This is a genomic window from Roseomonas aerilata DSM 19363 (assembly GCF_000711725.1).
Lineage (GTDB): Bacteria > Pseudomonadota > Alphaproteobacteria > Acetobacterales > Acetobacteraceae > Roseomonas > Roseomonas aerilata.
Genome location: NZ_JONP01000009.1, coordinates 118251 through 138903, shown reverse-complemented (window position 1 = coordinate 138903; position 20653 = coordinate 118251). Strand labels below are relative to the sequence as shown.

Here is a 20653-nt window from a genome sequence, read left to right as displayed (position 1 = left end):
CCCCGCCAACGCCGGCCCCGCCCACCCGTTCTCCCAGCCGGAACCAACTGGGAGAGCCGGGATGCTGGGCTTCGGCAAGGCAGCGCGGCCGGAGGCGGTGGCCTTCGACATCATCGGAACCGTCTTCCCGCTGCACCCGCTGCGGCCGACCATCGAGGAGTTGGGCCTTCCGTCCGCCGGGCTGGAGGGCTGGTTCGCTGCCGCCCTGCGCGACGCTTTCGCCCTCTCCGCCACCGGAGATTTTCGCCCCTTCACGGAGGTGCTGTCGGGCGCCCTGGAGGAGGTGCTGGGCGAACAGGGCCTCTCCCCTGCCCCCGAGACCAAGGCCCTGCTGATGGAGCGCATGAAGAGCCTGCCCGCGCGCTACGACGCGCGGGAGGCCTTCGGCACCGTCTCCCGGGCCGGGATGCGCATCATCGCCCTCAGCAACGGGGCGGCCGCCTCTACCCGGGCCCTGCTGGAGGGCGCGGGGCTCGCGGACCTCGTCGAGGAGATCGTCTCCGTCGAGGAGGTAAAGCTCTTCAAGCCCCGACGCGAGGTGTATGCCCGCGCCGCCGAGCGCGCCGGGCTGGATCCCGGCCGGCTGGCCCTGGTGGCCGTGCATCCCTGGGACATCCAGGGCGCCAAGGCCGCCGGGCTGACCGCTGCCTATGTCTCGGGCGAGCGGCCCTTTCCCCCGACCATGCGGACGCCCGACATCACGGCGTCCTCCCTCGCCGAGGCTGCGGCGGCCCTGGCGGCACTGTAGCGCGACGCCCGTTGTTCGCCTGAACGGAACGGCCCGCAACTGCCGCACCCCTCCGGTGGTTCGGTAGGCGCGCCGCCCGGCAGCCTGGCCGTCGCGCCGCCGGCAGACCAGCCCCAGGAGCGCCCATGGACATCCGCCTGACGGTGAACGGCACGGAGCACGCGCTCTCTGTGGACGTCCGAACTACGCTTCTCGACGCGCTGCGGGAGAGGCTGGAGCTGACCGGCACGAAGAAGGGCTGCGACCTCGGGCAGTGCGGCGCCTGCACGGTGCTGATGGACGGCCGCCGCGTCCTCGCCTGCTTCACCCTCGCCGTGGCGGCCGAGGGCGCGGCGATCACGACCATCGAGGGGCTGGCAGGCGACGACGAGCCTCTGCACCCGATGCAGCAGGCCTTCCTCGAGAATGACGCCTACCAGTGCGGCTACTGCACGCCCGGCCAGATCATGTCGGCCATCGCCTGCGTGCAGGAGGGCTACGCGGAAACCGACGAGCAGATCCGGGAATACATGAGCGGCAATCTCTGCCGCTGCGCCGCCTATCCGAAGATCGTCGCCGCCATCCGCCAAGCCCGGCCGCTGCTGGAGAACCGCTGAGATGCGCCCGTTCGACTACGAGCCTGCAGGCGGCACCGAGGCGGCGCTGGCCGCCAGCGCGCGCCACGCGGCACCCGATGCGCCACCGCCGCAATACCTGGCCGGCGGCACGAACCTGCTCGACCTGATGAAGATCGGTGTCATGCACCCGCCCGCGCTCATCAACATCGGAGCGCTGCGGGGCGCCCATGGCGGGATCGAAGCCGACGCCTCCGGACTTCGCCTCGGCGCCCTGGCCCATATGGCGGAGGCCGCGGAGCACCCGGCGATCCTCAGCGACTACCCGGCCATCGCACAGTCGCTCCAGCAGGCCGCCAACCAGCAGCTGCGGAATATGGCGACGCTGGCCGGCAACGTGCTTCAACGCACACGCTGCAACTACTTCCGCGACCCGAGCTGGGATGCCTGCAACAAGCGCCGCCCCGGCAGCGGCTGCGCGGCCAAGGAGGGGGTGAACCGCCTGCTCGCGGTGCTCGGCGTCAGCGAGGCCTGCATCGCGAGCTATCCCGGCGACTTCGCCAATGTCCTCGCGGCCTTCGGCGCCGAGGTCGGGCTGGCCTCGCCCGAGGGTGGCTCCCGCCGCATTCCCTTCGAGGACCTACACCGCCTGCCCGGCGACACGCCACAGATCGAGACGAACCTGCGCCCGGGCGAGCTGATCACCGATTTCCACGTGCCTGCCGGCCCCTGGACGGGCCGCTCCCTCTACCTGAAGGTCCGTGACCGCGCCTCCTTCGCCTTCGCCGTTGCCTCCGCCGTTGTGGCGCTGGACCTCGCGGGCGGCACGGTGCGCGAGGCCCGCATCGGCCTGGGCGGCCTCGCCGCGAAGCCGTGGCGCTCGCACGAAGCCGAGGCCGCGCTGCGGGGTCGGCGGCTGGACGAGTCCACCGCGCAGGAAGCCGCCGAGGCCGCCTTCGCCGGCGCCGTCACCCACGGGGAGAACGACTTCAAGCCGGAGCTCGGCCGCCGAACCCTCGTGCGCGCCCTGCTCGAAGCCGCCGAGATGGAGGTCTGACCATGCCCGACGGCACCCAGACGATGATCGGCCAGCCCGCCCTCCGCATCGACGGCCGCGCGAAGCTTACGGGACGCGCCCGCTACGCTTCCGACGAAGTCGTGCCCAATCCAGCCCACGCCTTCCTTGTCACCAGCTCCATTGCCCGAGGCCGCATCCGCGGCTTTCATCTGGATCAGGCCCGCGCCGTGCCCGGCGTGCTGGACATCCTTACCCACGAGAACGTCGGCGGCGAGGCCGAGAAGCCGAAGCCCATGGCGGGCGGCGACACCACCTCCACGCTCGAATCCGACCGTGTCTGGCACGACGGCCAGATCATCGCCGTGGTGGTCGCCGACAGCTTCGAGGCAGCTCGCGAGGCCGCTCACAAGGTGCGCGTCGACTACGAGGCCGAGCGCCCCTCCGCCACCTTCGGCAGCCCTGGGGCCGAGGAGGAGGTCCGCAAGGCCGGCGAGCACAAGGACTACCACGTCGGCGACGCCGAGGCCGCCTTCGCCGCCGCGCCGTTCAAGGTCGATGCCCGCTACGGCACGCCGACACAGCACCACAACCCGATCGAGCTCTTCACCACCACTTGCGTCTGGAACGGGTCGAAACTGACGGTCTATGAGCCCAGCCAGTTCGTCTACGGCCTGCGCGGCAACCTTGCGCAGCAGCTCCACATCGAGCCGGGCGATATCCACGTCATCTCGCGCTATGTCGGCGGCGCATTCGGCTCCCGCGGCGGCATCACGGCGCGCACGGCCTGGATCGCAATCGCCGCGCGGCGCCTCGGCCGGCCCGTGCGGCTGGTGCCCACGCGTGACCAAGGCTTCACCATCGTCACCTACCGCGCCGAGACGCGACACCACATCCAGCTCGGCGCCACGTCCGACGGCCGGCTGACGGCCCTGCGCCACGAGGGGTGGGAGGTCACCTCCCGCCCCTCGCAGTACAATGTTTCTGGCACGGAGACGACGGCGCGGGTCTATGCCTGCCCGAACATCCTGACGAAGGTGAACATCGTCCACGCCGACCGGAACACGCCGGGCTTCATGCGCGCCCCGCCCGAGACGCCCTACATGTTCCCGCTGGAAGTCGCGATGGACGAACTGGCGGTGGCACTCGGGATGGACCCCGTGGAGCTGCGCCGCGTCAACGACACGATGAGGGACCCGGCCACGGGTCTCGAGTACAGCTCCCGCTCCCTCATGGAGTGCTACGATCAGGCGGGCGCCCGCTTCGGTTGGAAGTCGCGCGACCCCGCGCCGCGCAGCATGCGCGACGGCGACTGGCTGGTCGGCTGGGGCTGCGCGAGCGCCGCCTACCCCGCCAATATCGGCCCCGCCGCCGTGCGCGTGACGCTGACACCAGAAGGCCGTGCGCGCGTGCAGATCGCGGCGCACGACATCGGCACCGGCGCCTACACCGTCCTCGCAATTACCGCGGCGGAGCGACTTGGCCTGCCGATCGAGCACGTCACGGTCGAACTCGGCGGCTCCGAACTGCCGGCCGCGGGGCTGGCGGCGGGATCGAGCCACACGGCCGGCATCTGCAACGCCGTCGCCAAGGCGTGCGAGGAGATCCGCCAGAAGCTGGCCCTCGCCGCCGTCGTCACGAATGACGGCGCTCTCAGCGGCCAGGATGCCTCGGCACTCGTGCTGCGGGAAGGCGCACTGCGGAGCCCTGCCGGCGCGAAGGAGGACCTGCGGGCGGCCCTCTCGCGCGTCACCGGCGGCGTGCTGGAGGTCTATGCGGAGAACATCCCCCAGGGCCTGCCGAGGGAGTCCATCGGCAAGGCCTATGCCGGCCAGATGTCCATGTCCCGCGGCCATAGCCGCCAGGACGCCACCACCTACACCTTCGGCGCCCAGTTCGTGGAGGTACGCGTGCATTCCCGCACGGGCGAGGTGCGCGTGCCGCGCGCCGTCGGCGCCTTCGCGGCGGGTACGATCGTCAACCCGCTCACCGCACACAGCCAGTGCATCGGCGGCATGATCTGGGGTATCGGCGCCGCGCTGCACGAGGCAACGGAGATCGACCCGAACGCGGCCCGCTACGTCAACGACAATCTCTCCGAATACCTCATCCCCGTGAACGCGGATGTGCCGCAGGTGGAGGCTATCCTCGTGCCGGAGAGGGACGACCGCGTGAACCCGCTGGGCATCAAGGGCTTGGGCGAGATCGGCATCGTCGGCATGAACGCGGCGGTGTGCAACGCGGTGTGGCACGCGACGGGCCGGCGCATCCGCGAACTGCCGATCCGCATCGAGGACCTGCTCTAGCCAAGCGAGGGAGGTGCCGGCTCCCGATCAAGGCGCCAGCGCGAACTCCGGCCGCCCCGGCGCGTTGAATAGGGCTCGGCAAGCAGGAGGCCAGCATGACCGCACGACCGCCCGAAGGTCCGAAGGCCGATTTCGACAGCAAGACCGCCACCGGGGGTCATATCCCCCGGCCCCCGTCCCGTGAGGCCCTGGACAAGATCAGCGAGGAGCAGGGCATGATCACCGACGAGTGGAGTGGCGAGCCCGGCGACGGCAGCCCCGGCAACGGCCCGCCGCCTTCCAAGGACTAGCGCTCGCGCGGGCTTGAAGCCGGCCGCCCTCCGTTTCATATCGCCGCCAGTTCCCTTCCCCTTCCTGGAGGTTGCTTGTGAGCGAGACGGTGGAGCGCCACGAATTCGGCGCCGAGGTCGGGCGCCTGCTGGACCTGGTGGTCCATGCCCTCTACTCCGACCGCGAGATCTTCCTGCGCGAGCTGGTGGCCAACGCGGCCGACGCCGTGGACCGCCGCCGCTTCGAGGCCTTGACGGGCGGCGTGCCCGCCGTGCCCGAGGGCGGCGCCGTGCGCGTGGTGCCGGACAAGGAGGGGCGCACCCTCACCATCTCCGACCCCGGTGTCGGCATGACCAAGGCCGAGCTGGCGACCAATCTCGGTACCATCGCCCGCTCCGGCACTCGCGCCTTCACCCAGTCCCTGGCGGAAGCTCCGGCCGGCGATCGGCCGAGCCTCATTGGCCAGTTCGGCGTCGGCTTCTACTCGGCATTCATGGTGGCGGACCGGGTCGAGGTCACCTCCCGCAAGGCCGGGGCCGAGGAGGCCTGGACCTGGGCCTCCGAGGGCCGCGGCGACTTCACCCTCTCCCCCGCCACGCGCGCGGAGCCGGGCACCGACATCGTCCTGCACCTGAAGGAGGACGCGGCCGACTACCTCGAGCCCTTCCGGCTGAAGGCGGTGATCCGCAAGTGGGCCGACCACATCACCATCCCCATCACCGTGGCGCGGGAGGGGAAGGACGAGCCCGCCAATGAGGGCACCGCCCTCTGGCGCAAGCCGAAGTCCGAGATCACGGCCGAGAGCTATACCGAGTTCTACCGCCACCTCGGCCACGTCTTTGACGAGCCCTGGGCGACGCTGCACTGGACGGCCGAGGGCACGGTGGACTTCACCGCCCTCCTCTTCATCCCCGGCATGAAGCCTTTCGAGGCCGTGGAGGGCGAGCGCGAGAGCCGCGTGCGCCTGCATGTCCGCCGCATGTTCATCACCGACGAGGCCGGGCTGCTGCCGAATTGGCTGCGCTTCGTCCACGGCGTGGTTGATACCGAGGACCTGCCGCTGAACGTCTCTCGCGAGATGCTGCAGGCCACCCCCATCCTCGCCCGCATCCGCCGCGCCGTGACCAACCGCGTCATCTCCGAGTTGAAGGCGCGCGCGAAGGAGGCGGAGGACTACGCGAAGTTCTGGGAGAACTTCGGCCCCGTGCTGAAGGAAGGCCTCTTCGACAGCCCCGAGCACAGCAAGGATATCGCCCAGCTCCTGCGCTTCCGTTCCTCCGCCGTGGAGGGCTGGACATCGCTCGCCGATTACGTGTCCCGCATGAAGGAGGGGCAGGAGGCGATCTACGTCCTCGCCGGCGACGCACCAGAGGCTCTGGCCAATTCCCCGCAACTCGAGGGCTTCCGCGCCCGCGGCGTCGAAGTGCTGCTGCTGTCAGACCAGATCGACGCCTTCTGGCCGGAGCGTCTGGACCGCTTCGAAGAGAAGCCGATCCGTAGCGTCACCCAGGGCGCGGTGGACCTCTCGAAGGTCGCGGCGCCGGAGGGCGCGCTTGAGGAGGCCGCCGATGTCTCCCGCCTCCTCCCACTGCTGAAGGACGCGCTGAAGGACCAGGTCTCCGAGGTACGTGCGACCGAGCGCCTGGTTGGCAGCCCCGTCGTCCTCGCGGCCGCGGAGGGCGGGCCGGACCTGCAGATGCAGCGCCTGCTCAACCGCGCCGGTCGCGGCTTGGGCGCTGGCCTGCCGGTGCTCGAGATCAACCCGCGCCACAGCCTGGTCCGTGCCCTCGCGGCCAAAGCCACAGGCGAGGCCTCCCTGGCGGATGCGGCGGGCCTGCTGCTGGACCTTGCCCGCGTGCAGGACGGCGACGCACCGCGCGACCCCGGCGCTTTCGCACGGCGCGTCGCAGATGCCTTCGCGGCCAGCCTCGGCTGAGCCCAACCAGGGGACCGCGGGGCGCCGCGGTCCCAACGGCCTGAAAGACGGATCAGTGGACGACGAAGACGAGGCCGCCCCGCCGCCGGGCTTGCCCCGCGGCAAGTTCTACATGACGCCCGCCGGAGAAACCGCGTTGCGTGCCGAGTACGAGGCCTGCAAGGCCGAGCGGCACCGCGTCGTGGAGATCGTCTCCTGGGCCGCCGGCAACGGCGACCGCAGCGAGAACGCCGATTATAAGGAGGGCAAGCGCCGCTTGCGCGAAATCGACCGGCGCCTGCGCTACCTCGGCCATCGCCTCCAGTCCGCCGAGATCGTCGATCCCGCCGCCCAGAAGCAGCGCGACCGCGTCTTCTTCGGCGCGACCGTCACCTACCTGAACGAGCGGGACGAGGAAGGCCGCGTCACCATCGTCGGCGAGGACGAGGCGAACATGGCCGCCGGCAAGATCAGCATCGCCTCCCCGATGGCGCTCGCCCTGCTGAGCGCGCGCGTGGGCGACGAGGTGACGGTCCGCACGCCCGCCGGTCCCTCCTCCGTCGAGATCACCGCCATCGCCTATCCCGGCTGATCCGCCTCCCAGCCGATCGCGCGCCGCAGGAAAGCGGCGCCGAGGGCCGCGAAGCCCGCCACCTCCGCATTGTCCTTGCCGTAGCCGTGCCCGCCCGCCGCCGGCTCGTGGAACAGTGCCGGATAGCCCATGGCCTGCAACTTCGCCGCCATCTTGCGGGCGTGGCCGGGATGCACGCGGTCGTCGCGCCGCGTGGTGGCCAGCAGGATCGGCGGATAGGGCCGCTCGGGCTCCGCCACGTGATAGGCGGACATGTGCTGGAGGAACGCCCAGTCCTCGGGCTTGTCGGGGTCGCCGTACTCCGCAATCCAGCTCGCGCCGGCCAGCAGCTTGCTGTAGCGGCGCATGTCGATGAGCGGGATCGTGCAGAACAGCGCACCGAAGCGCTCGGGATAGCGGGTCAGCATGTTGGCGATCAGCAGCCCGCCGTTGGAGCCGCCCTCCGCCGCGATCCGCCCGGGCCGTGTCACGCCGCGTCGCACGAGATCGGCGGCCACGGCGGCGAAGTCGTCATGCGACAGCCGCTTGCCTTCTCGGCGCCCGGCCTCGTGCCAGCGCGTGCCGAACTCCCCGCCGCCGCGGATATTCGCGACCACCGTGGTGCCGCCCCGCTCCAGCCAGAGCTTGCCCTGCATCCCCTGGTAGTTCGGCAGGCGGGAAATGCGGAAGCCGCCATAGCCGGAGAGATGCACCGGCGCCTCGCCCGTCTCTCCCACCGGCCCCGTCTGCACATAGGGGATGCGCTCCCCATCCACGGAAATCGCCTCGTGCCGCGTCACCACGCAGCCAGTCGCGTCATAGGTCGCGGAGGAGCGGCGGAGCAGCAGCGGCGCCGAGAGCGCGGTGTCCGTCAGCAGCAGGCTCGGGGGGGTCACCGGATCCTCGAACTGCGCGAGCAGGCTGCCGTCCGATTCCTCGGCCTCGCTGTCGAGCGGCCAGAGATGCGCGACGCCGGCTTCCGGCAGGCCCGGCAGCCCGGCGCTCCGCCATTCCTCACCGGGCGTGAAGACGATGAAGACCGGCCGCAGCTCGTCCAGCACCGAGGCGACGAGGCGCCCGTCGCACCAGAAGAAACCCTGCAAAGCCCGCCGCTCGCCGGGGGTGAAGAGCACGCGGAAGTCACGCGCGCCCGCCATGAACGCATCGAACCGGATGCCGAGCAGCGTGTCGGGCGCGTGGGTCGTGCCGCCCACCGTCCAGGCGCTGCGCGGCCGCACCGCCAGCCAGCCGCGCTGCCAACGGAAGTCGGCGTCCGCCGGCAGGTCGATCGCGGGCCCCGCGCCGCTTCGGTCGCCGAGATGAACGGTGGTGTCGTAGAAGCCGATCTGGTCGATGAAGACCAGCCGTCCCGGCACCTCCCGGTCCACGCCGCCCCAGGCACCCATATGATCGGGATCGCACTCGAAAAGCACCGGCGCCGCCAGCGGATCGGTGCCTCGCAGCCAGAGCCGCACCGTGCGCGCGTAGCCCGAGCGCGTCGCCATCCCCTCCCCCAGCGCGGATGAGACGAGCAGCGTGTCCCGGTCGATCCAGTCGGCGCTGCTCTTGGCCTCCGGCAGCACGAAACCATCCTCGACGAAGCGGCGATCCGCGAGGCTGAACTCGCGCAGCACCACCGCATCCCCGCCGCCGCGCGAGAGGCGGAGGATGGCGAGGTCATGGCTCCCCGGCAGGGTGGCGGCGCCGCTCCAGACCCAGTCCTCCCCCTCCTCCCGCGCGAGGGCGTCGAGGTCGAGCAGCACGTCCCAGTCGGGCTCAGGGTCGCGGTAGGATTCGAGCGACGCCCGCCGCCAAAGTCCGCGCGGATGCCCAGCGTCCTGCCAGAAGTTGTAGAGCCATTCGCCGCGCCGCGTGACGAAGGGCAGCTTGTCCGGCCGGTCGAGCACGCGCCGCACCGCCTCCCGTTCCGCCTCGAAGCGAGCATCCGCCAGCCGTGCGAGCGTCGTCGCGTTCTGTCCGTCCACCCAGGCGAGCGCCCGCTCCCCCTCAACTTCCTCCAGCCAGAGCCACGGATCGTCGTCCGGCGTGGCGAGAGTGGGGCGGGGATCGACGGGGCTGGTCATATGGAGCTCTCTATGAACCGCGGGGCGGCCTAATCCGTGGTGATGCCCACCGCCCGCACAACCTCGCCCCAGCGGCGGATCTCGTTCGCCACGTAGGTGGAGGCCTCCTCCAGGCTCCCGCCCATCGCGTCGAAGCCCACCGCCTCCAGCCGGCTCCGCGTCCCGGGGTCGACCAGCGCCTGCGCCACGTCGGCATTCGCCTTGGCGACGATGGCGGCGGGCGTGGCGGCGGGGAAGAACAGGGCGGTCCAGGTCACGTCGTCCACGCCGGTGAAGCCCTGCTCCTCCAGCGTCGGCACCTCGGGAAGCGCGGCGGAGCGGTGCGCGCCGGTCACGGCCAGCCCGCGCACGCTCCCCTGCCGCACCATCTCCATCGCCGCCGGCAGCGCCACGCTGGCCAGCTCCAACTGCCCGCCGAGCACGGCCGTCAGTGCCGGGCCGGCGCCGGTGAAGGGGATGTGCTGCGCGTCCACCTTCGCCAGCAGCCGGAATAGCCGCTCCGCCGAAAGATGCGGGGTGGTGCCGACGCCCGCGCTGCCGAAGTTCAGCGGCTGCCGGCGCGCGTAGGCGATCAGCTCCCCGATATCCTTCGCCGGGAAGTCCGGCCGCACCGCCAGTAGGTTCGGCGTGGAGGCCATGAGCGCCGCCGGTACCAGCTCCTCCGGCCGATAGCCGGTGCTGCGGGAAAGGCTCGGGTTCACCGCGAAGGCGCTGGTGGTGACGAGCGCGGTGTAGCCGTCCGGCCGTGCCCGGGCGACGAGTTGCGCGCCGATATTGCCACCCGCCCCCGCGCGGTTCTCGATCACGGCTGCCTGTCCCCAGATCTGGGTCAGCCGGTCGCCCACGATGCGCCCGACGAGATCCGCAGGCCCCGCGGGCGCGAAGGCGACGGCCATCCGCACCGGCCGGTCCGGCCAGGCACCCGCCGGGGCCTGGGCCGAGGCCGCGAGCGGGAAGAGCGCCGCCCCGCCGAGCAACCCGCGCCGGCCGAGCACGCCGCTAGCCCGCGACATGAGGCGTGGCCGTCAGCGCGCCGCGGTTCGCCATCAGGTGCTCCGCCGCCTCCAGCCGCGTGCCCGTCCAGACATCGCTCGCGGCCTTTACCTGCCGCATGATCTCGTCGAAGACCCAGGCCCCGGCCGGGCGGCCGTAGACATGCGTGTGGATCGTCACGTCGAGCATCACCGGCCGCGTCTCGCGCTCGCGCATCGCGGCGAAGGCGTCCTGGAACTGCTCCAGCATGGCGCGCGCGTTGTTGCCGTAGCGGATGGCACTCGGCAGGTCGTTCACGTCCATGATGAGCGGGATGGCGACGATCTCCGCGCCGCCCTCCCGCGCGAGGTAGGGCAGGTCGTCGTCGTTGCAGTCGCCGTGGTGCAGGTAGCCGGCCTCGGCCAGCAGGCCGACATGGATCGGGCTGCCCGTGCCGCGCGGGCTGATCCAGCCGCGCGGCGCTTCGCCCGTGATGTCCGCGATCAGCCCGGTGGTTCGGCGGATGTTCTCCCGCTGCCCGGCCTCGTCGAGGTAAACGGGGATGACGTCCATCCCGTAGGAATGCGCCACCACCTCATGCCCGCCGCGATGGATGGCGCGCACCGTGTCGGGCCATTTCTCCGCCAGCACGCCGTTCGTCATCACGCTCGTCTTCACGCCGTTCCGCGCGGCCACTTCCAGCGCGCGCCAGATGCCGCGCGTCGCGCCATAGAGGCCCCAGCTCGCGGCGTTTGCGTCAAAGAAGCCGGGCTTCAGCGGATTGCCCATCGGGCCGATGCCAGGCACCTGCCCCTCGGACCAGCCCTCATAGGCGATGTTGAAGACGATCCCGACCCGCGCGCCCCCTGGCCAGCGGAAGGCATCGCCCGCGCGGAGGACGGAAGCGGTCTGTTCGGTCAAGTGAGGCTCTCCAGCGATGCCGCCGGGCGAGGGTCGGAAGCGCCCTCCCCGCCGGCCGTGCGAACGGCAGGGAGGCACCGAGGCGCGTCGCGCATCCTCGCCCCTCCCCGTCCCAACGCTCAGCGGCGCGGGCTCTTTTCCGTTCAGTTCTTTAGCGAGGCTAGGCCGCAGCGGCAGGCGAGGCAAGCAGACCACCCGCGCCCGGCGGCCCCTCACATTCTGGCGGGGTGCCTTTCCCTTGTCTCGCGCCCCGCGCGCCGCCCGGCTAAGTGCCACGCGACTCCGGGCCACCCCCAGGCCCGGCGCACCGCCACCCCCCTCTGAGGCGCGACACCATGGCAAACAACCAGCGCAACGGCGCCCCCCCGGGCCGGGGAGGCCCGGCTCCCGCGACGGCGGCGAAGCCGGCCGCCGGTTCCGCCCCCAGGCCGGGCATCCTCGGCCTCTCCTGGACCGTCATCGGCACGCTCGGCGTGCTGCTCCTCCTGCTCGTCATCGGCTGGTCCATGGCGATCTCGCGCGGGAACCGGCTGGAGAGCGCGGAGGCAGCACGGCGCGGCCAGGCCGCCCGCCTCGCGGACCTCGACGGCACCCTGGCACGCGAGCGGCAGGCGAATGGCGACCTCGCCTCGCTCAACCAGCGCGCCGAAGCCGTCCGTGCCGCGACCGCCCAGGCCGAGGCCCGCGGCCGTGAACTCGCCACCGGCACGCAGGCCGCCCAGGCCCGCCTCGCCGAGCTGTCCCAGCAGGGCAGCGCCGCGGAGGCGCGGGTGAACGAGCTGACCGCCGCTTCCCGCGCGACCGAGAGCCAGGTGAACGACCTCCGCCAGCAGGCCCAGGCCGCGGCCGCCGCGCTTGATCAGGCGCGCGCCCAGGTGACCGAGGCCGAGACCGCCCTGGCTCAGCGCCGGTCGGAACTCGCCTCCCTCAGCAGCCAGCAGCAGGCCGCAGCAGGGGCGTTGCGTGAGGCCCAGGCGCGGACCGCCGAGCTGAGCGCCGCCGCCGAGGCCGCCCAGGCCCGCGTCGCCGCTCTCGTCGCCGAAACCGGGCAGGCGCAGGAGGCACTGACCACCCGCCAGTCCGCCATTGCCGGTGCCGACGGGCGCGCCCAGCAGCTGCGCGAGGCGATCACCGCCGCCGAAGCTGCCCTCGCCGCCCGCCAGGGCGAACTGGCCGGCGCCGAGACGCGGCTGGCCGAGCTGAACCGCAACACCCAGGCCGCCGCCGAGGCGCTCCGCGTGGCCCAGGCCCGCGTGGCCGAGGCAACCGCCGCCGCGACCGCCGCCGAAGGCCGCCTGGGCGAGCTGCGCCAAGCCGCGGAGGCGATCGCGCCCGCCGAGGCGCGGCTGGCGGAGCTGAACGGCAACCTCGCCAATGCGCAGCAGGCCGCTGCCGCAGCCCAGCAGGCGGCCGCCGCCTCCCAGCAGCAGGCCGCCGCCATGGAGGAGCGCGCGACCGCGCTCCGCACCCAGGTCAGCGAGGCAGAAGCCGCGCTGGCTGGCCGCCAGCAGGCCCTGGCCGAGGCCGACCGCCGCCTCGGCGAGCTCCGGCAGGCCGCGACGGCCAGCGAAAACGACCTCGCCGCCCGCCGCAAGGAGGTGGAGGAGAGCACCGCCCGCAACGCCGAACTGGCCCGCAACATCGAGGAAGCCACGGCACGCCTGCGCGCGCTGGAGGGCCGCTCGACGGCGCTTCAGGCGGATATCACCACCTCCGGCTCCGGCCTGGAGCGCCTGCGGGCCGAGGTGGCGGCGCTGATCGAGCAGGCGACCCAGCGTCGGCAGGAAATCTCCACCCTCGAGGAGAACGCCGCGCGGTTGCGCGCCGCGCCGGCACCTGAGCCTGCGCCTGCGGATCCGGCCCCGCAGCCCGCCCCGGCCTCGCCGGGCTAAAGGCCAGCGGCCGGGTCGCGGCTTGCCCGCGCCCGGCCGCTGCGACAGGAATGGGGACGAAACGGCCCGAGGTGAAGCCATGGACGTCATCCTGCCCCGTGCGGCCGCCATCGGGGCCATGCTGAAGGCCCGCCGGGAGACGGTCGCCGTCGCAGAATCCTCCAGCGGCGGGCTCGTCTCCGCCGCGTTGCTCGCCGTGCCCGGCGCCAGCGCATACTTCCTGGGCGGCGCGGTGGTTTACACGGCCGAGGCCCGGGCTGCGCTCCTTGGCATCACGCCGGAGCGGATGGCGGGCATGCGCTCCTCCTCCGAGCCCTATGCCCAACTCCTCGCCCGCACCCTGCGGGAACGCTTCGGAACAAGTTGGGGCATCGCGGAAACCGGCGCCGCTGGGCCCTCCGGCAACCGCTACGGTGACGCTGCAGGCCACAGCTGCCTCGCCATCTCGGGGCCGATCGAGCTTGTGCGGACGATCGAGACAGGATCGGCCGTCCGGGCAAGGAACATGCGCGACTTCGCCAGCGCTCTGCTCGATTTGATGGCGGAGGCACTCGAGGCGGGGTCAGCCTCTTCCTGAACGTCTGATGGCAGGAGAGGAAAAGAATACGCCCGCTCCCCGAACCCTCACCATCATCTTTTTCGATCTGTTTGGAATCACTAAGCCGCCAGTGCGCCTCGGGTCCATGACCCGAGGCGCCGGCATGTTCAGGAAGGCCCCGCGAAAGCCAGACGGGAATCCAGCGGCCTCAAACCCTTGATGGATCCGAGGCACTGCCTCGGAGATGCGGAGAGGGCAGAGCCCTCTCCACGGCCGCAGCGAACCGACCGCCTCAGAGCGGCCCGCTGCGCGTCGTCGAGCCAGCGCCGGAGTTGGGCGTGGCCGCGGGAAAGGCGGTCGGATCAGTCGCCCCGCTCGCCGGGGCAACGGGCTTGGCCTGCCCCGTTCCCTGCGTCGGCGAAGCCTGATGCTCCGCTGCCTCTTCGCTGCCCAACCCCCTTCGGGCTTCCTCGGTCACGCCGCGCACGGTTTCCTTCGCCGCATCGGCGAGGCGGGACGTAGCGGTGCCGACCACGTCGCCGACCGTATCGGCCGTGAGACCATCCTTGTTCAGCTTGTCCTTCGAGATGGCATAGGTATCCGCCACCACTGACTGGGCCCGGTTGAGCTGCTGCCCGGCCATCTCCGCCGCGCGCTCCATCCCGCTCTGGGCTGCGGCACCCGCGCGTTCGGTCAGCTCGTCGCTGGTACGGCCCATCAGCTCGTCCTCGGTCCGCGTGCGCGGGAGGATGGCGCCGAGCGCGGCGCCGAGGGCGAGGCCCAGCGCGCCCAGCAGCAGCGGCTGCTCCTCGGCAATCCGGCTCCAGCCGCTCGCGGCGGAGGAGGCGAGCGACCCTGCGCGGGCGGAGCCCGCATCGGCGGCCCGCCCGACACCCTCGCGCGCCTGGTGGAGCAGGTGGTCCGCCGTTCCGGCGGCGCCCGAAGCCGCACCGGAGGTCGCATCGGCGACGCCCCCCGCAAGGCGCGAGGTCGCACTGGCCGCGCTCGATGCGGTGTCCGAGATCGCCTCCGCCGCGCTGGAGGCAACACCGGTGATCGCATCCACCGCGCGGGAGGCCGCGCCGCGCGCGCGCTCCGCCGCATCGCCGATCGCCCCGGCGCCAGAGCCGAGCGCGTCGCGCGCCCCTTCGCCCATGCCGGAGACCCTCGCGCGGGCGCTGCCCATCATCCCGCTACTGGAGGCCGACGTGCCGTGCATCGTGGTGGCGGGCGCGACCGGCGCCGGCAGGGCGAGCATCGCGTCGCGCCCCGGCGAGGCCTTGCGGTCGCCTGAGAGCATCAGCCAGGCGATGCCCGCGCCGATCATCGCGACCGGCAGCGGATTGTCGCGCACGGAGGTGCCGAAGTTGCGCATGAAATCCGCGCCGCCCGAACCGCGTGCGTATTCCATGACCTGATCGACCATCTGGCCCGGCGACATGCGGTCGCGCAGCGCCTCGATCGTCTCGGTCACGCGCGCGCGGGTCTGCTCGACCTCGCCCTCGATCTCGCTGGCCGACTTGTTTCCGGGATCCGTGCTCTGGTCCATCTTCGTCGCGCTCACCGCACCGTCTCCTTCGCCGCCTGCGCATCGCGCGAGAGCTGGTTCACCGTCCGCTCGGGGGTCAGGTTCCCCGCCTTCAGCGCCTTCAGCCCGCTCTGCAGCATGATGTAGCCGATCAGCGCCACCACCACCGCGACGATCAGCCCAGCCAGCGGGGCCGAGAGGCCGAGGGTGACGAGGAAGGCGACCACGGCCTCCAGCAGGATCACGAGCGCGGCCAGCAGCAGCACGCCGCCGACCGCGATGCCGCCCGCCGCCGCGCCGGCCTTGCTTACCTTCTCGCCCATCTCGGCCCGCGCGAGCTGGACCTCCTTGCGGACGAGGGTGGTCGTCTGCTGGACAAGGTCCCCCAGCAGGTCAGGGACGGAGCGGTTCATGTCGGACATCACGCGGACCTCCCCGCCGGGCCACCAGGAAGCGTGGGGGCTGCGGCAACCTCGACATCCGTGGGCATCGAGCCCGGGGCGGCGTCGCCCGCACGGTGCGCGACCGCACCGCCGAGGCTGGCGGCGGCCATGGTCGCGGGGTGGCTGCGATGCGGCGCGGTGACGGCCGCGCCGACCTCCGGCACCCAGCCCGGCGCGCCCGAGGCGGTCGTGCGGTCGAGGGCGGCCGGCTTGGCAAGGTCGGCGCCCTGCCGCGGCGTGCTGCCGGCACCCGCCTGCGGCGACAGGCCGCGCGCGACGCCGCTGCGGGAATCGGAGGAAGCAGACACGCCCTCCGCCGAGCTCTTGGCGAAACGGGAGATGGCGAAACCCGCCACCAGGGCCGCACCGAAGAAGGCGCCTGGCTGCCGGCGTGCGAAGTCGCCCACCTCGTTCACCAACTCGCCCACGCTGCGGTCGCGTAGCGCGGCGGAAACGCCTTCGACCGACTCCGCCGCGGCACGAACATGCCGCGCAATCTCGGGAGAGGTGCCCTCGAGGTCGTCGGCGACGTGGCGCACGGCGTCGGCCAGTCCACGCGCGCGCTCCGCCCCGGCGGCCTTGCCCTGCTCCGCAAGGTCTTCGACCCGCTCGCGCGCCGCATCCGCGACCTCGGCACCCTGCGCCTTCGCCTCATCGATCACGGAGCCGGCCTGCTCGCCGATCCGCCCCTTCGCCTCAGAGGCCTGCGAACCGATGCTGGAGGCCGCGGCGCGCAGATCCTCCCGTGCGTCGGCGAGGGAAGGCTGGCCGCCGGCCGGGCGGCTTCCCGATGGATTGTCTCTCGACAAGTCGCTCATGCGCCAACTCTCCCCATGATCCGCCAGGACGCGCCCAGATCGCTCCGCACCGCCCGGATTGGGGCGGCAACGGAACCGGGGCGGCGCAAAGGATGCGCGGCGCCCCGCCAACTGCGCTCTCAAAACCACGGAGGGGAGGAATGGTTCCATCGGCCGCAACGACGCGGCCGGCACGTTGTGGCGGGAGGGGCCGCCCAGCCTCAGCCGCGGGCAGGCAGCCCGCGCAGCGCGCGCCAGAGGCGCCGTGTGCCCGCCACCTGCTGACGCCACCAGCCGCCCTGGACCAACTCGCGCGGCGCCTCGGGATCGCCGGTGCGGGGGAAGACATCCCGGCGGAAGTCGCCGGTGCGGAAAATCATGTCCCAAAGAGGGAAGAGCACCGCGAAGTTCCGCCCCTCCTGCCCCGCCGAAAGCACCCCATGGTGCAGGCGGTGGAAGCGCGGGGAGACGAGCAGCCGCTCTCCGAGCCTGCCGAAGGAGAGGCGGACATTCGCGTGGGACAGGCTCTCCGCCACGCGCAGGATGAGGACGATGAGCGGAAACTGACCGGGCGGCACGCCGATCAGCAGCGCCAGCCCGCCGAACCAGAGCGCCGCGATCATGTCGTCGATCACGTGGTTCCGGTCGTCCGTCCAGAAGGTCATCTTCTCCTGGGCGTGGTGGATGGAGTGCAGCGCCCACCACCAGGGGATGCTGTGCTGCAGCCGGTGCCGCCAGTACTCGCCGAAGTCGAGGATGAGGATATAGACGAGGAAGGCCGCCAGCGGCCGGCTCTCCAGCCCCGGCACCAGCGTCTCGAGGTTGGGCGCCACCCAGCCGAGATCGGCGATCCAGCCCGCCACCTGCGCCTGCACGCCCGCGAGGATGACGAAGGCCATCAGCGGCAGCACGCCGAGGCGCGAGAGGAGCGTGTAGGCGATGTCGGTCGTCACCACGCGCCGGTCCTCCCAGCGCTCCACCGGCCGCCAGGCTTCGAGCGGCCGGCAGACGGCATAGACCACCAGCACCTGCACGAAGCCGAAGACGAAGAAGTCCATCCAGGAGAAGGCGTCCTCCGCCCACTCCATCATGCCGAGCTGGTAGAGCGCCGGCTGGACGGCGACCTGGAAGAGCCAGCTCGTGAAGGAATCGTAGAGGCGGACGGCGGCGTCGAACATCAGCGGCGGCCCTCGGCCGGAAGCGTGGCGAAGCAGAAGCCGCGCTCCTGGAGCCCGGCGATCAGCGGCTCGAGGATTCCGGCGAAGGGTTCCCGCCGGCTGCGGACCCCCCAGTGCATGATCAGGACCTCCCCGTCGCGGATGCGCGCAAGGTTGTTGGCCAGCAGCGCCCGGTTCGGGTGGGCACCCGCGTCCAGCTCGTCGCCGAGGAACCCGTTGGCCGTCCAGCCCTGGTGGGTGAGGCCGCATTGCCTCGCCATGGCGACGGCACCCGGCGTGGTGCGCCCACCCGGCGCGCGCCAGAGCGGCAGCACGGTCGCGTTCGGCACCATGGCCTTCAGCGCCTGGATCGGCCGCTCCAGCTCGGCGCATAGAGCTGCCTGGTCCAGCAGCTCGGACCCCTCCCCCGCGCGCGAGGCGTAGCGCGTGCGCCCCGGCCCGGCATCGCCCGAGAAGTACCAGTGCCGCCAGGTATGGCTGGCGAAGACATGCCCCTCCGCCGCCCGCGCCCGCCAGAAGGGCGCCCAGGCCGGGGAAAGGGTGCGCTCGCCTCGCGCCGTCGGCTCGTCGGCCACGAAGAGGGTCGCGCGCACGTTGCGGCGGCGGAGGATGGCCGCGATCTCCTCAGCCTCGCGCGACCAGCCGGTGTCGATCGTCAGGTAGAGCGTGCCGCGGCAGGTCTGGGCGGCGGCCGGCAGGGCCACCAGCGCCGCCATCCCCGCCAGCAACAGCCACCGCAGGCTAGCGCGCGGCTGTCGCATCGGTGCGCGGGTGCAGGTTGCGCGCCTGAAAGAGGATGCCGTGCGGCGAACGCCCGACCGGCGAGGTCGAGACCTCCCCCGTCTCGGGGTCCAGCAGGCCGATCTGCCGCGTCCAGCGCAACGTGGTCCAGAGCCGCCCGCGCTCGTCGAAGGAGATGCAGTCCGGCCCACCCGGCACGTCGTAGACGCGCATGATGTCGAGGGTGACGGGGTCGAGCGCGGTGATGCGGCTGTCCACCCGGCTGGTCACGTAGACCGGCCCGCCGCCGGGGGATGGAAAAAGGGCATGGGCCCCGCGGCCGACCTTGATCTGGCGCTCCACGCGACGCCCCTCGGGGTCCACCACCGCGACGAAATCCGCGCCCATGACGCCGACCAGCAGCTTGCCGTTGTGCCAGATGATCCCCGCCGGCTCGCGCCCGACCTGCATCGTCCAGGCGATCTGCCGCGTCTCGAGATCGATCGCCGCGATCGCGCGGCTGCCCTGCACGGTCACATAGGCCATCTTGCTGTCGGGCCGGTAGGCGATGTGGCTGGGCATGTCGCCCGGCTTCACGCGGCCGAGCAGGTTGAGGCTCGCGGTGCCCGCCTCCCAGGCATAGATGTCCACCTGGTCACGGCGAAGGCCGGTGACGACCAGCATCTTCCCGTCCGGGCTGAACTCGAGGTTATAGGGGTTGGCGATCCGCTCTCGCTTGCGCAGCTCGCCCGTCGCGGGGTCGATGAACAGGATTTCGTTCCCGCCGGAATCGCCGACGAGCAGCACGTCGCGCGCGGGGGAGAGCGCAAGGTGGTGCGGCTCGCGCAGCACCGGGATCTGCCTCAGCTCCGCCCGGGTCGCCACGTCCAGCACCTGGATGCCCGGGTCCATGGAGTTGACGACGAAGAGCACCTCCGCCTTGGCCCCCTGGAGGCTCCAACCGAGAAGAAGGGGCAGCGCGAGAAGGGTGCTGCGCATGGACGGTTGGCTCCGGGCCGGATGCGTTGAGATGAGCGCCCAGGGGAATAGAATCGCACCCGACGACGCGCCACCCCGTTTAGCACGGGGCAGCGCTTCGGACACGGCATTCGGCGCCTTTATCCGCCGCGGCGCTACTCGACGGCCACGCCGTCCTCGTCCCGCGGGTGGAAGCTGAGGGAGGCGCCGTTCATGCAGTAGCGCTCCCCGGTCGGGCGCGGGCCATCGGGGAAGACGTGGCCGAGATGCCCGCCGCAGGTGGCGCAATGCACCTCGGTCCGCGTCATGAAGTGGGAACGGTCGGTCGTGGTGCGGACCGCACCCTCGATCGGCTTCCAGAAGGAGGGCCAGCCGCTGCCGCTCTCGTACTTCGTGTCGCTCGTGAAGAGCGGCGACTGGCAGCCGGCGCAGTGGAACACGCCGTCCCGCTTCTCGACGTTCAGCGGGCTGGTGCCGGCGCGCTCCGTGCCGTGGTGGCGCAGCACACGATAGGCTTCGGGAGAGAGGCTCTCCCGCCACTCGGCGTCACTGCGCTGGATCGGGTAGCTCTCGTCGCTCATGCCGCGCGCTCCTTCAGGCGATGGGCGAAGCCCTTGCGGAACTTGGCCACCTTCGGCGCCACGACGGCGCGGCAGTAGCCCGACCACGGGTTGCGGTTGAAGTAGTCCTGGTGCTCCGCCTCGGCTGTCCAGAAGGCCGGCGCGGGGGCAAGCTCGGTGACGATGGGCCCGTCATAAAGGCCCTCCCGCTCCACCTCGGCCATCACCTCCTTCGCGGTCGCCTCCTGCTGGGCTCCGTCGAAGAAGATCACGCTGCGGTACTGCGGGCCCACATCGGCGCCCTGGCGGTCCTTGGTGGTCGGGTCGTGGATCGTGAAGAACACCCGGAGGATATCCGCGTAGGAGACCACGGCGGGGTCGAAGACCACGCGCACAACCTCCGCGTGGCCCGTCCGCTTGCCGCAGACCTGCTCGTAGGAGGGGTTGTCCACATGGCCGCCGGCATAGCCGGACAGCACCTCGGAGACGCCCTGCAGGTTGCGGTACACGGCGTCGAGGCACCAGAAGCAGCCGCCGCCGAGGAGGGCGACCTCGGAGCCGGCGGGTAGGGAAACAGGGTTCTCGGTCATGCGCGAAATATGGTGATCTCGGCCCCGTTCACCAAGGCGGGGCCGGGCCACCCCCTTTGCCCTCCGGCGCGCA

20 protein-coding genes are annotated in these 20653 nt (G+C 71.8%); 9 read left to right on the top strand and 11 right to left on the bottom strand.

All coding sequences use genetic code 11. The annotated features are described in order from the left end of the window. The first annotated feature begins 61 nt into the window (after nt 1–61). The 7 genes from BO39_RS12675 (at nt 62) to greB (ending at nt 7400) form a co-directional block, all read left to right on the top strand. Nucleotides 62–748, top strand: coding sequence for a haloacid dehalogenase type II (locus tag BO39_RS12675; RefSeq protein ID WP_043833712.1), 687 nt, complete (start codon nt 62–64; stop codon nt 746–748). 125 nt (nt 749–873) lie between these two features. Then, nucleotides 874–1344, top strand: coding sequence for a (2Fe-2S)-binding protein (locus BO39_RS12670; protein ID WP_043833710.1), 471 nt, complete (start codon nt 874–876; stop codon nt 1342–1344). Between the two features lies 1 nt (nt 1345). Then, entirely contained in the window at nt 1346–2359 is a 1014-nt protein-coding gene (locus tag BO39_RS12665; RefSeq protein WP_043833707.1) for an FAD binding domain-containing protein, read from the top strand. A gap of 2 nt (nt 2360–2361) precedes the next feature. Continuing rightward, on the top strand, nt 2362–4623 hold the full coding sequence (locus BO39_RS12660) for a xanthine dehydrogenase family protein molybdopterin-binding subunit (protein WP_043833705.1): 2262 nt from the start codon (nt 2362–2364) through the stop codon (nt 4621–4623). A 95-nt stretch (nt 4624–4718) separates the two neighbouring features. Continuing rightward, nucleotides 4719–4913 (top strand): hypothetical protein, encoded by a 195-nt coding sequence (locus BO39_RS12655; protein ID WP_043833703.1) that lies wholly within the window; start codon nt 4719–4721, stop codon nt 4911–4913. A 77-nt stretch (nt 4914–4990) separates the two neighbouring features. Next, nucleotides 4991–6829: a molecular chaperone HtpG gene (gene htpG / locus BO39_RS12650; RefSeq protein ID WP_043833700.1), complete on the top strand. Its 1839-nt coding sequence runs from the start codon at nt 4991–4993 to the stop codon at nt 6827–6829. A 112-nt stretch (nt 6830–6941) separates the two neighbouring features. After that, nucleotides 6942–7400, top strand: a complete 459-nt coding sequence (gene greB, locus BO39_RS12645; protein WP_245615136.1) for a transcription elongation factor GreB — start codon at nt 6942–6944, stop codon at nt 7398–7400. Here the strand turns inward: greB and BO39_RS12640 are convergent. From BO39_RS12640 to BO39_RS12630, 3 genes are read right to left on the bottom strand one after another with little or no spacing between them, the layout of a single operon-like run. Further along, a complete protein-coding gene (locus tag BO39_RS12640) occupies nt 7388–9463 on the bottom strand; it encodes a prolyl oligopeptidase family serine peptidase (RefSeq protein WP_043833697.1) in 2076 nt (691 codons plus the stop codon). The genes greB and BO39_RS12640 overlap by 13 nt on opposite strands. A gap of 29 nt (nt 9464–9492) precedes the next feature. Then, entirely contained in the window at nt 9493–10476 is a 984-nt protein-coding gene (locus BO39_RS12635; protein WP_052402015.1) for a tripartite tricarboxylate transporter substrate binding protein, read from the bottom strand. Beyond that, complete coding sequence (locus BO39_RS12630; protein ID WP_043833695.1) at nt 10463–11356, bottom strand: polysaccharide deacetylase family protein; 894 nt, start codon at nt 11354–11356, stop codon at nt 10463–10465. Before BO39_RS12630 ends, BO39_RS12635 begins: the two co-directional genes overlap by 14 nt. A 335-nt stretch (nt 11357–11691) precedes the next feature. Between BO39_RS12630 and BO39_RS12625 the strand changes: the two genes are divergently transcribed. Beyond that, nucleotides 11692–13248 (top strand): coiled-coil domain-containing protein, encoded by a 1557-nt coding sequence (locus tag BO39_RS12625; RefSeq protein ID WP_043833692.1) that lies wholly within the window; start codon nt 11692–11694, stop codon nt 13246–13248. A 79-nt stretch (nt 13249–13327) separates the two neighbouring features. Continuing rightward, nucleotides 13328–13825 (top strand): CinA family protein, encoded by a 498-nt coding sequence (locus BO39_RS12620; RefSeq protein ID WP_043833690.1) that lies wholly within the window; start codon nt 13328–13330, stop codon nt 13823–13825. Nucleotides 13826–14078: 253 nt separating this feature from the next. Here BO39_RS12620 and BO39_RS12615 read toward each other — a convergent pair whose 3' ends face one another. The 8 genes from BO39_RS12615 to msrA form a co-directional block, all read right to left on the bottom strand. Beyond that, nucleotides 14079–15350, bottom strand: coding sequence for a DUF3618 domain-containing protein (locus BO39_RS12615; RefSeq protein ID WP_043833688.1), 1272 nt, complete (start codon nt 15348–15350; stop codon nt 14079–14081). Then, complete coding sequence (locus BO39_RS12610) at nt 15347–15736, bottom strand: phage holin family protein (RefSeq protein ID WP_052402014.1); 390 nt, start codon at nt 15734–15736, stop codon at nt 15347–15349. The genes BO39_RS12615 and BO39_RS12610 overlap by 4 nt, the downstream gene beginning before the upstream one ends. Then, nucleotides 15736–16575: a hypothetical protein gene (locus tag BO39_RS29885; RefSeq protein WP_052402013.1), complete on the bottom strand. Its 840-nt coding sequence runs from the start codon at nt 16573–16575 to the stop codon at nt 15736–15738. Before BO39_RS29885 ends, BO39_RS12610 begins: the two co-directional genes overlap by 1 nt. Before the next feature lie 200 nt (nt 16576–16775). Then, nucleotides 16776–17732 carry a sterol desaturase family protein gene (locus BO39_RS12600; RefSeq protein WP_043833682.1) on the bottom strand — a complete coding sequence of 319 codons (957 nt, stop codon included), beginning with the start codon at nt 17730–17732 and terminating at the stop codon, nt 16776–16778. Continuing rightward, complete coding sequence (locus tag BO39_RS12595) at nt 17732–18493, bottom strand: polysaccharide deacetylase family protein (protein ID WP_043833679.1); 762 nt, start codon at nt 18491–18493, stop codon at nt 17732–17734. The genes BO39_RS12600 and BO39_RS12595 overlap by 1 nt, the downstream gene beginning before the upstream one ends. Next, nucleotides 18474–19451 carry a YncE family protein gene (locus tag BO39_RS12590; protein ID WP_043833677.1) on the bottom strand — a complete coding sequence of 326 codons (978 nt, stop codon included), beginning with the start codon at nt 19449–19451 and terminating at the stop codon, nt 18474–18476. Before BO39_RS12590 ends, BO39_RS12595 begins: the two co-directional genes overlap by 20 nt. A gap of 134 nt (nt 19452–19585) precedes the next feature. Beyond that, entirely contained in the window at nt 19586–20011 is a 426-nt protein-coding gene (gene msrB / locus BO39_RS12585; protein ID WP_043833675.1) for a peptide-methionine (R)-S-oxide reductase MsrB, read from the bottom strand. After that, on the bottom strand, nt 20008–20580 hold the full coding sequence (gene msrA, locus BO39_RS12580; RefSeq protein WP_043833673.1) for a peptide-methionine (S)-S-oxide reductase MsrA: 573 nt from the start codon (nt 20578–20580) through the stop codon (nt 20008–20010). The genes msrB and msrA overlap by 4 nt, the downstream gene beginning before the upstream one ends. Between the last annotated feature and the right edge of the window lie 73 nt (nt 20581–20653).

What these genes read in the sequence shown, in the direction of transcription:
- BO39_RS12590 (WP_043833677.1), bottom strand. Translation starts at nt 19,451, where the DNA reads ATGCGCAGCACCCTTCTCGCGCTGCCCCTTCTTCTCGGTTGGAGCCTC.
- BO39_RS29885 (WP_052402013.1), bottom strand. Translation starts at nt 16,575, where the DNA reads ATGAGCGACTTGTCGAGAGACAATCCATCGGGAAGCCGCCCGGCCGGC.
- BO39_RS12660 (WP_043833705.1), top strand. Translation starts at nt 2,362, where the DNA reads ATGCCCGACGGCACCCAGACGATGATCGGCCAGCCCGCCCTCCGCATC.
- BO39_RS12600 (WP_043833682.1), bottom strand. Translation starts at nt 17,732, where the DNA reads ATGTTCGACGCCGCCGTCCGCCTCTACGATTCCTTCACGAGCTGGCTC.
- BO39_RS12655 (WP_043833703.1), top strand. Translation starts at nt 4,719, where the DNA reads ATGACCGCACGACCGCCCGAAGGTCCGAAGGCCGATTTCGACAGCAAG.
- BO39_RS12665 (WP_043833707.1), top strand. Translation starts at nt 1,346, where the DNA reads ATGCGCCCGTTCGACTACGAGCCTGCAGGCGGCACCGAGGCGGCGCTG.
- greB (WP_245615136.1), top strand. Translation starts at nt 6,942, where the DNA reads ATGACGCCCGCCGGAGAAACCGCGTTGCGTGCCGAGTACGAGGCCTGC.
- BO39_RS12625 (WP_043833692.1), top strand. Translation starts at nt 11,692, where the DNA reads ATGGCAAACAACCAGCGCAACGGCGCCCCCCCGGGCCGGGGAGGCCCG.
- BO39_RS12640 (WP_043833697.1), bottom strand. Translation starts at nt 9,463, where the DNA reads ATGACCAGCCCCGTCGATCCCCGCCCCACTCTCGCCACGCCGGACGAC.
- BO39_RS12635 (WP_052402015.1), bottom strand. Translation starts at nt 10,476, where the DNA reads ATGTCGCGGGCTAGCGGCGTGCTCGGCCGGCGCGGGTTGCTCGGCGGG.
- msrB (WP_043833675.1), bottom strand. Translation starts at nt 20,011, where the DNA reads ATGAGCGACGAGAGCTACCCGATCCAGCGCAGTGACGCCGAGTGGCGG.
- BO39_RS12595 (WP_043833679.1), bottom strand. Translation starts at nt 18,493, where the DNA reads ATGCGACAGCCGCGCGCTAGCCTGCGGTGGCTGTTGCTGGCGGGGATG.
- BO39_RS12670 (WP_043833710.1), top strand. Translation starts at nt 874, where the DNA reads ATGGACATCCGCCTGACGGTGAACGGCACGGAGCACGCGCTCTCTGTG.
- msrA (WP_043833673.1), bottom strand. Translation starts at nt 20,580, where the DNA reads ATGACCGAGAACCCTGTTTCCCTACCCGCCGGCTCCGAGGTCGCCCTC.
- BO39_RS12675 (WP_043833712.1), top strand. Translation starts at nt 62, where the DNA reads ATGCTGGGCTTCGGCAAGGCAGCGCGGCCGGAGGCGGTGGCCTTCGAC.
- BO39_RS12620 (WP_043833690.1), top strand. Translation starts at nt 13,328, where the DNA reads ATGGACGTCATCCTGCCCCGTGCGGCCGCCATCGGGGCCATGCTGAAG.
- BO39_RS12610 (WP_052402014.1), bottom strand. Translation starts at nt 15,736, where the DNA reads ATGTCCGACATGAACCGCTCCGTCCCTGACCTGCTGGGGGACCTTGTC.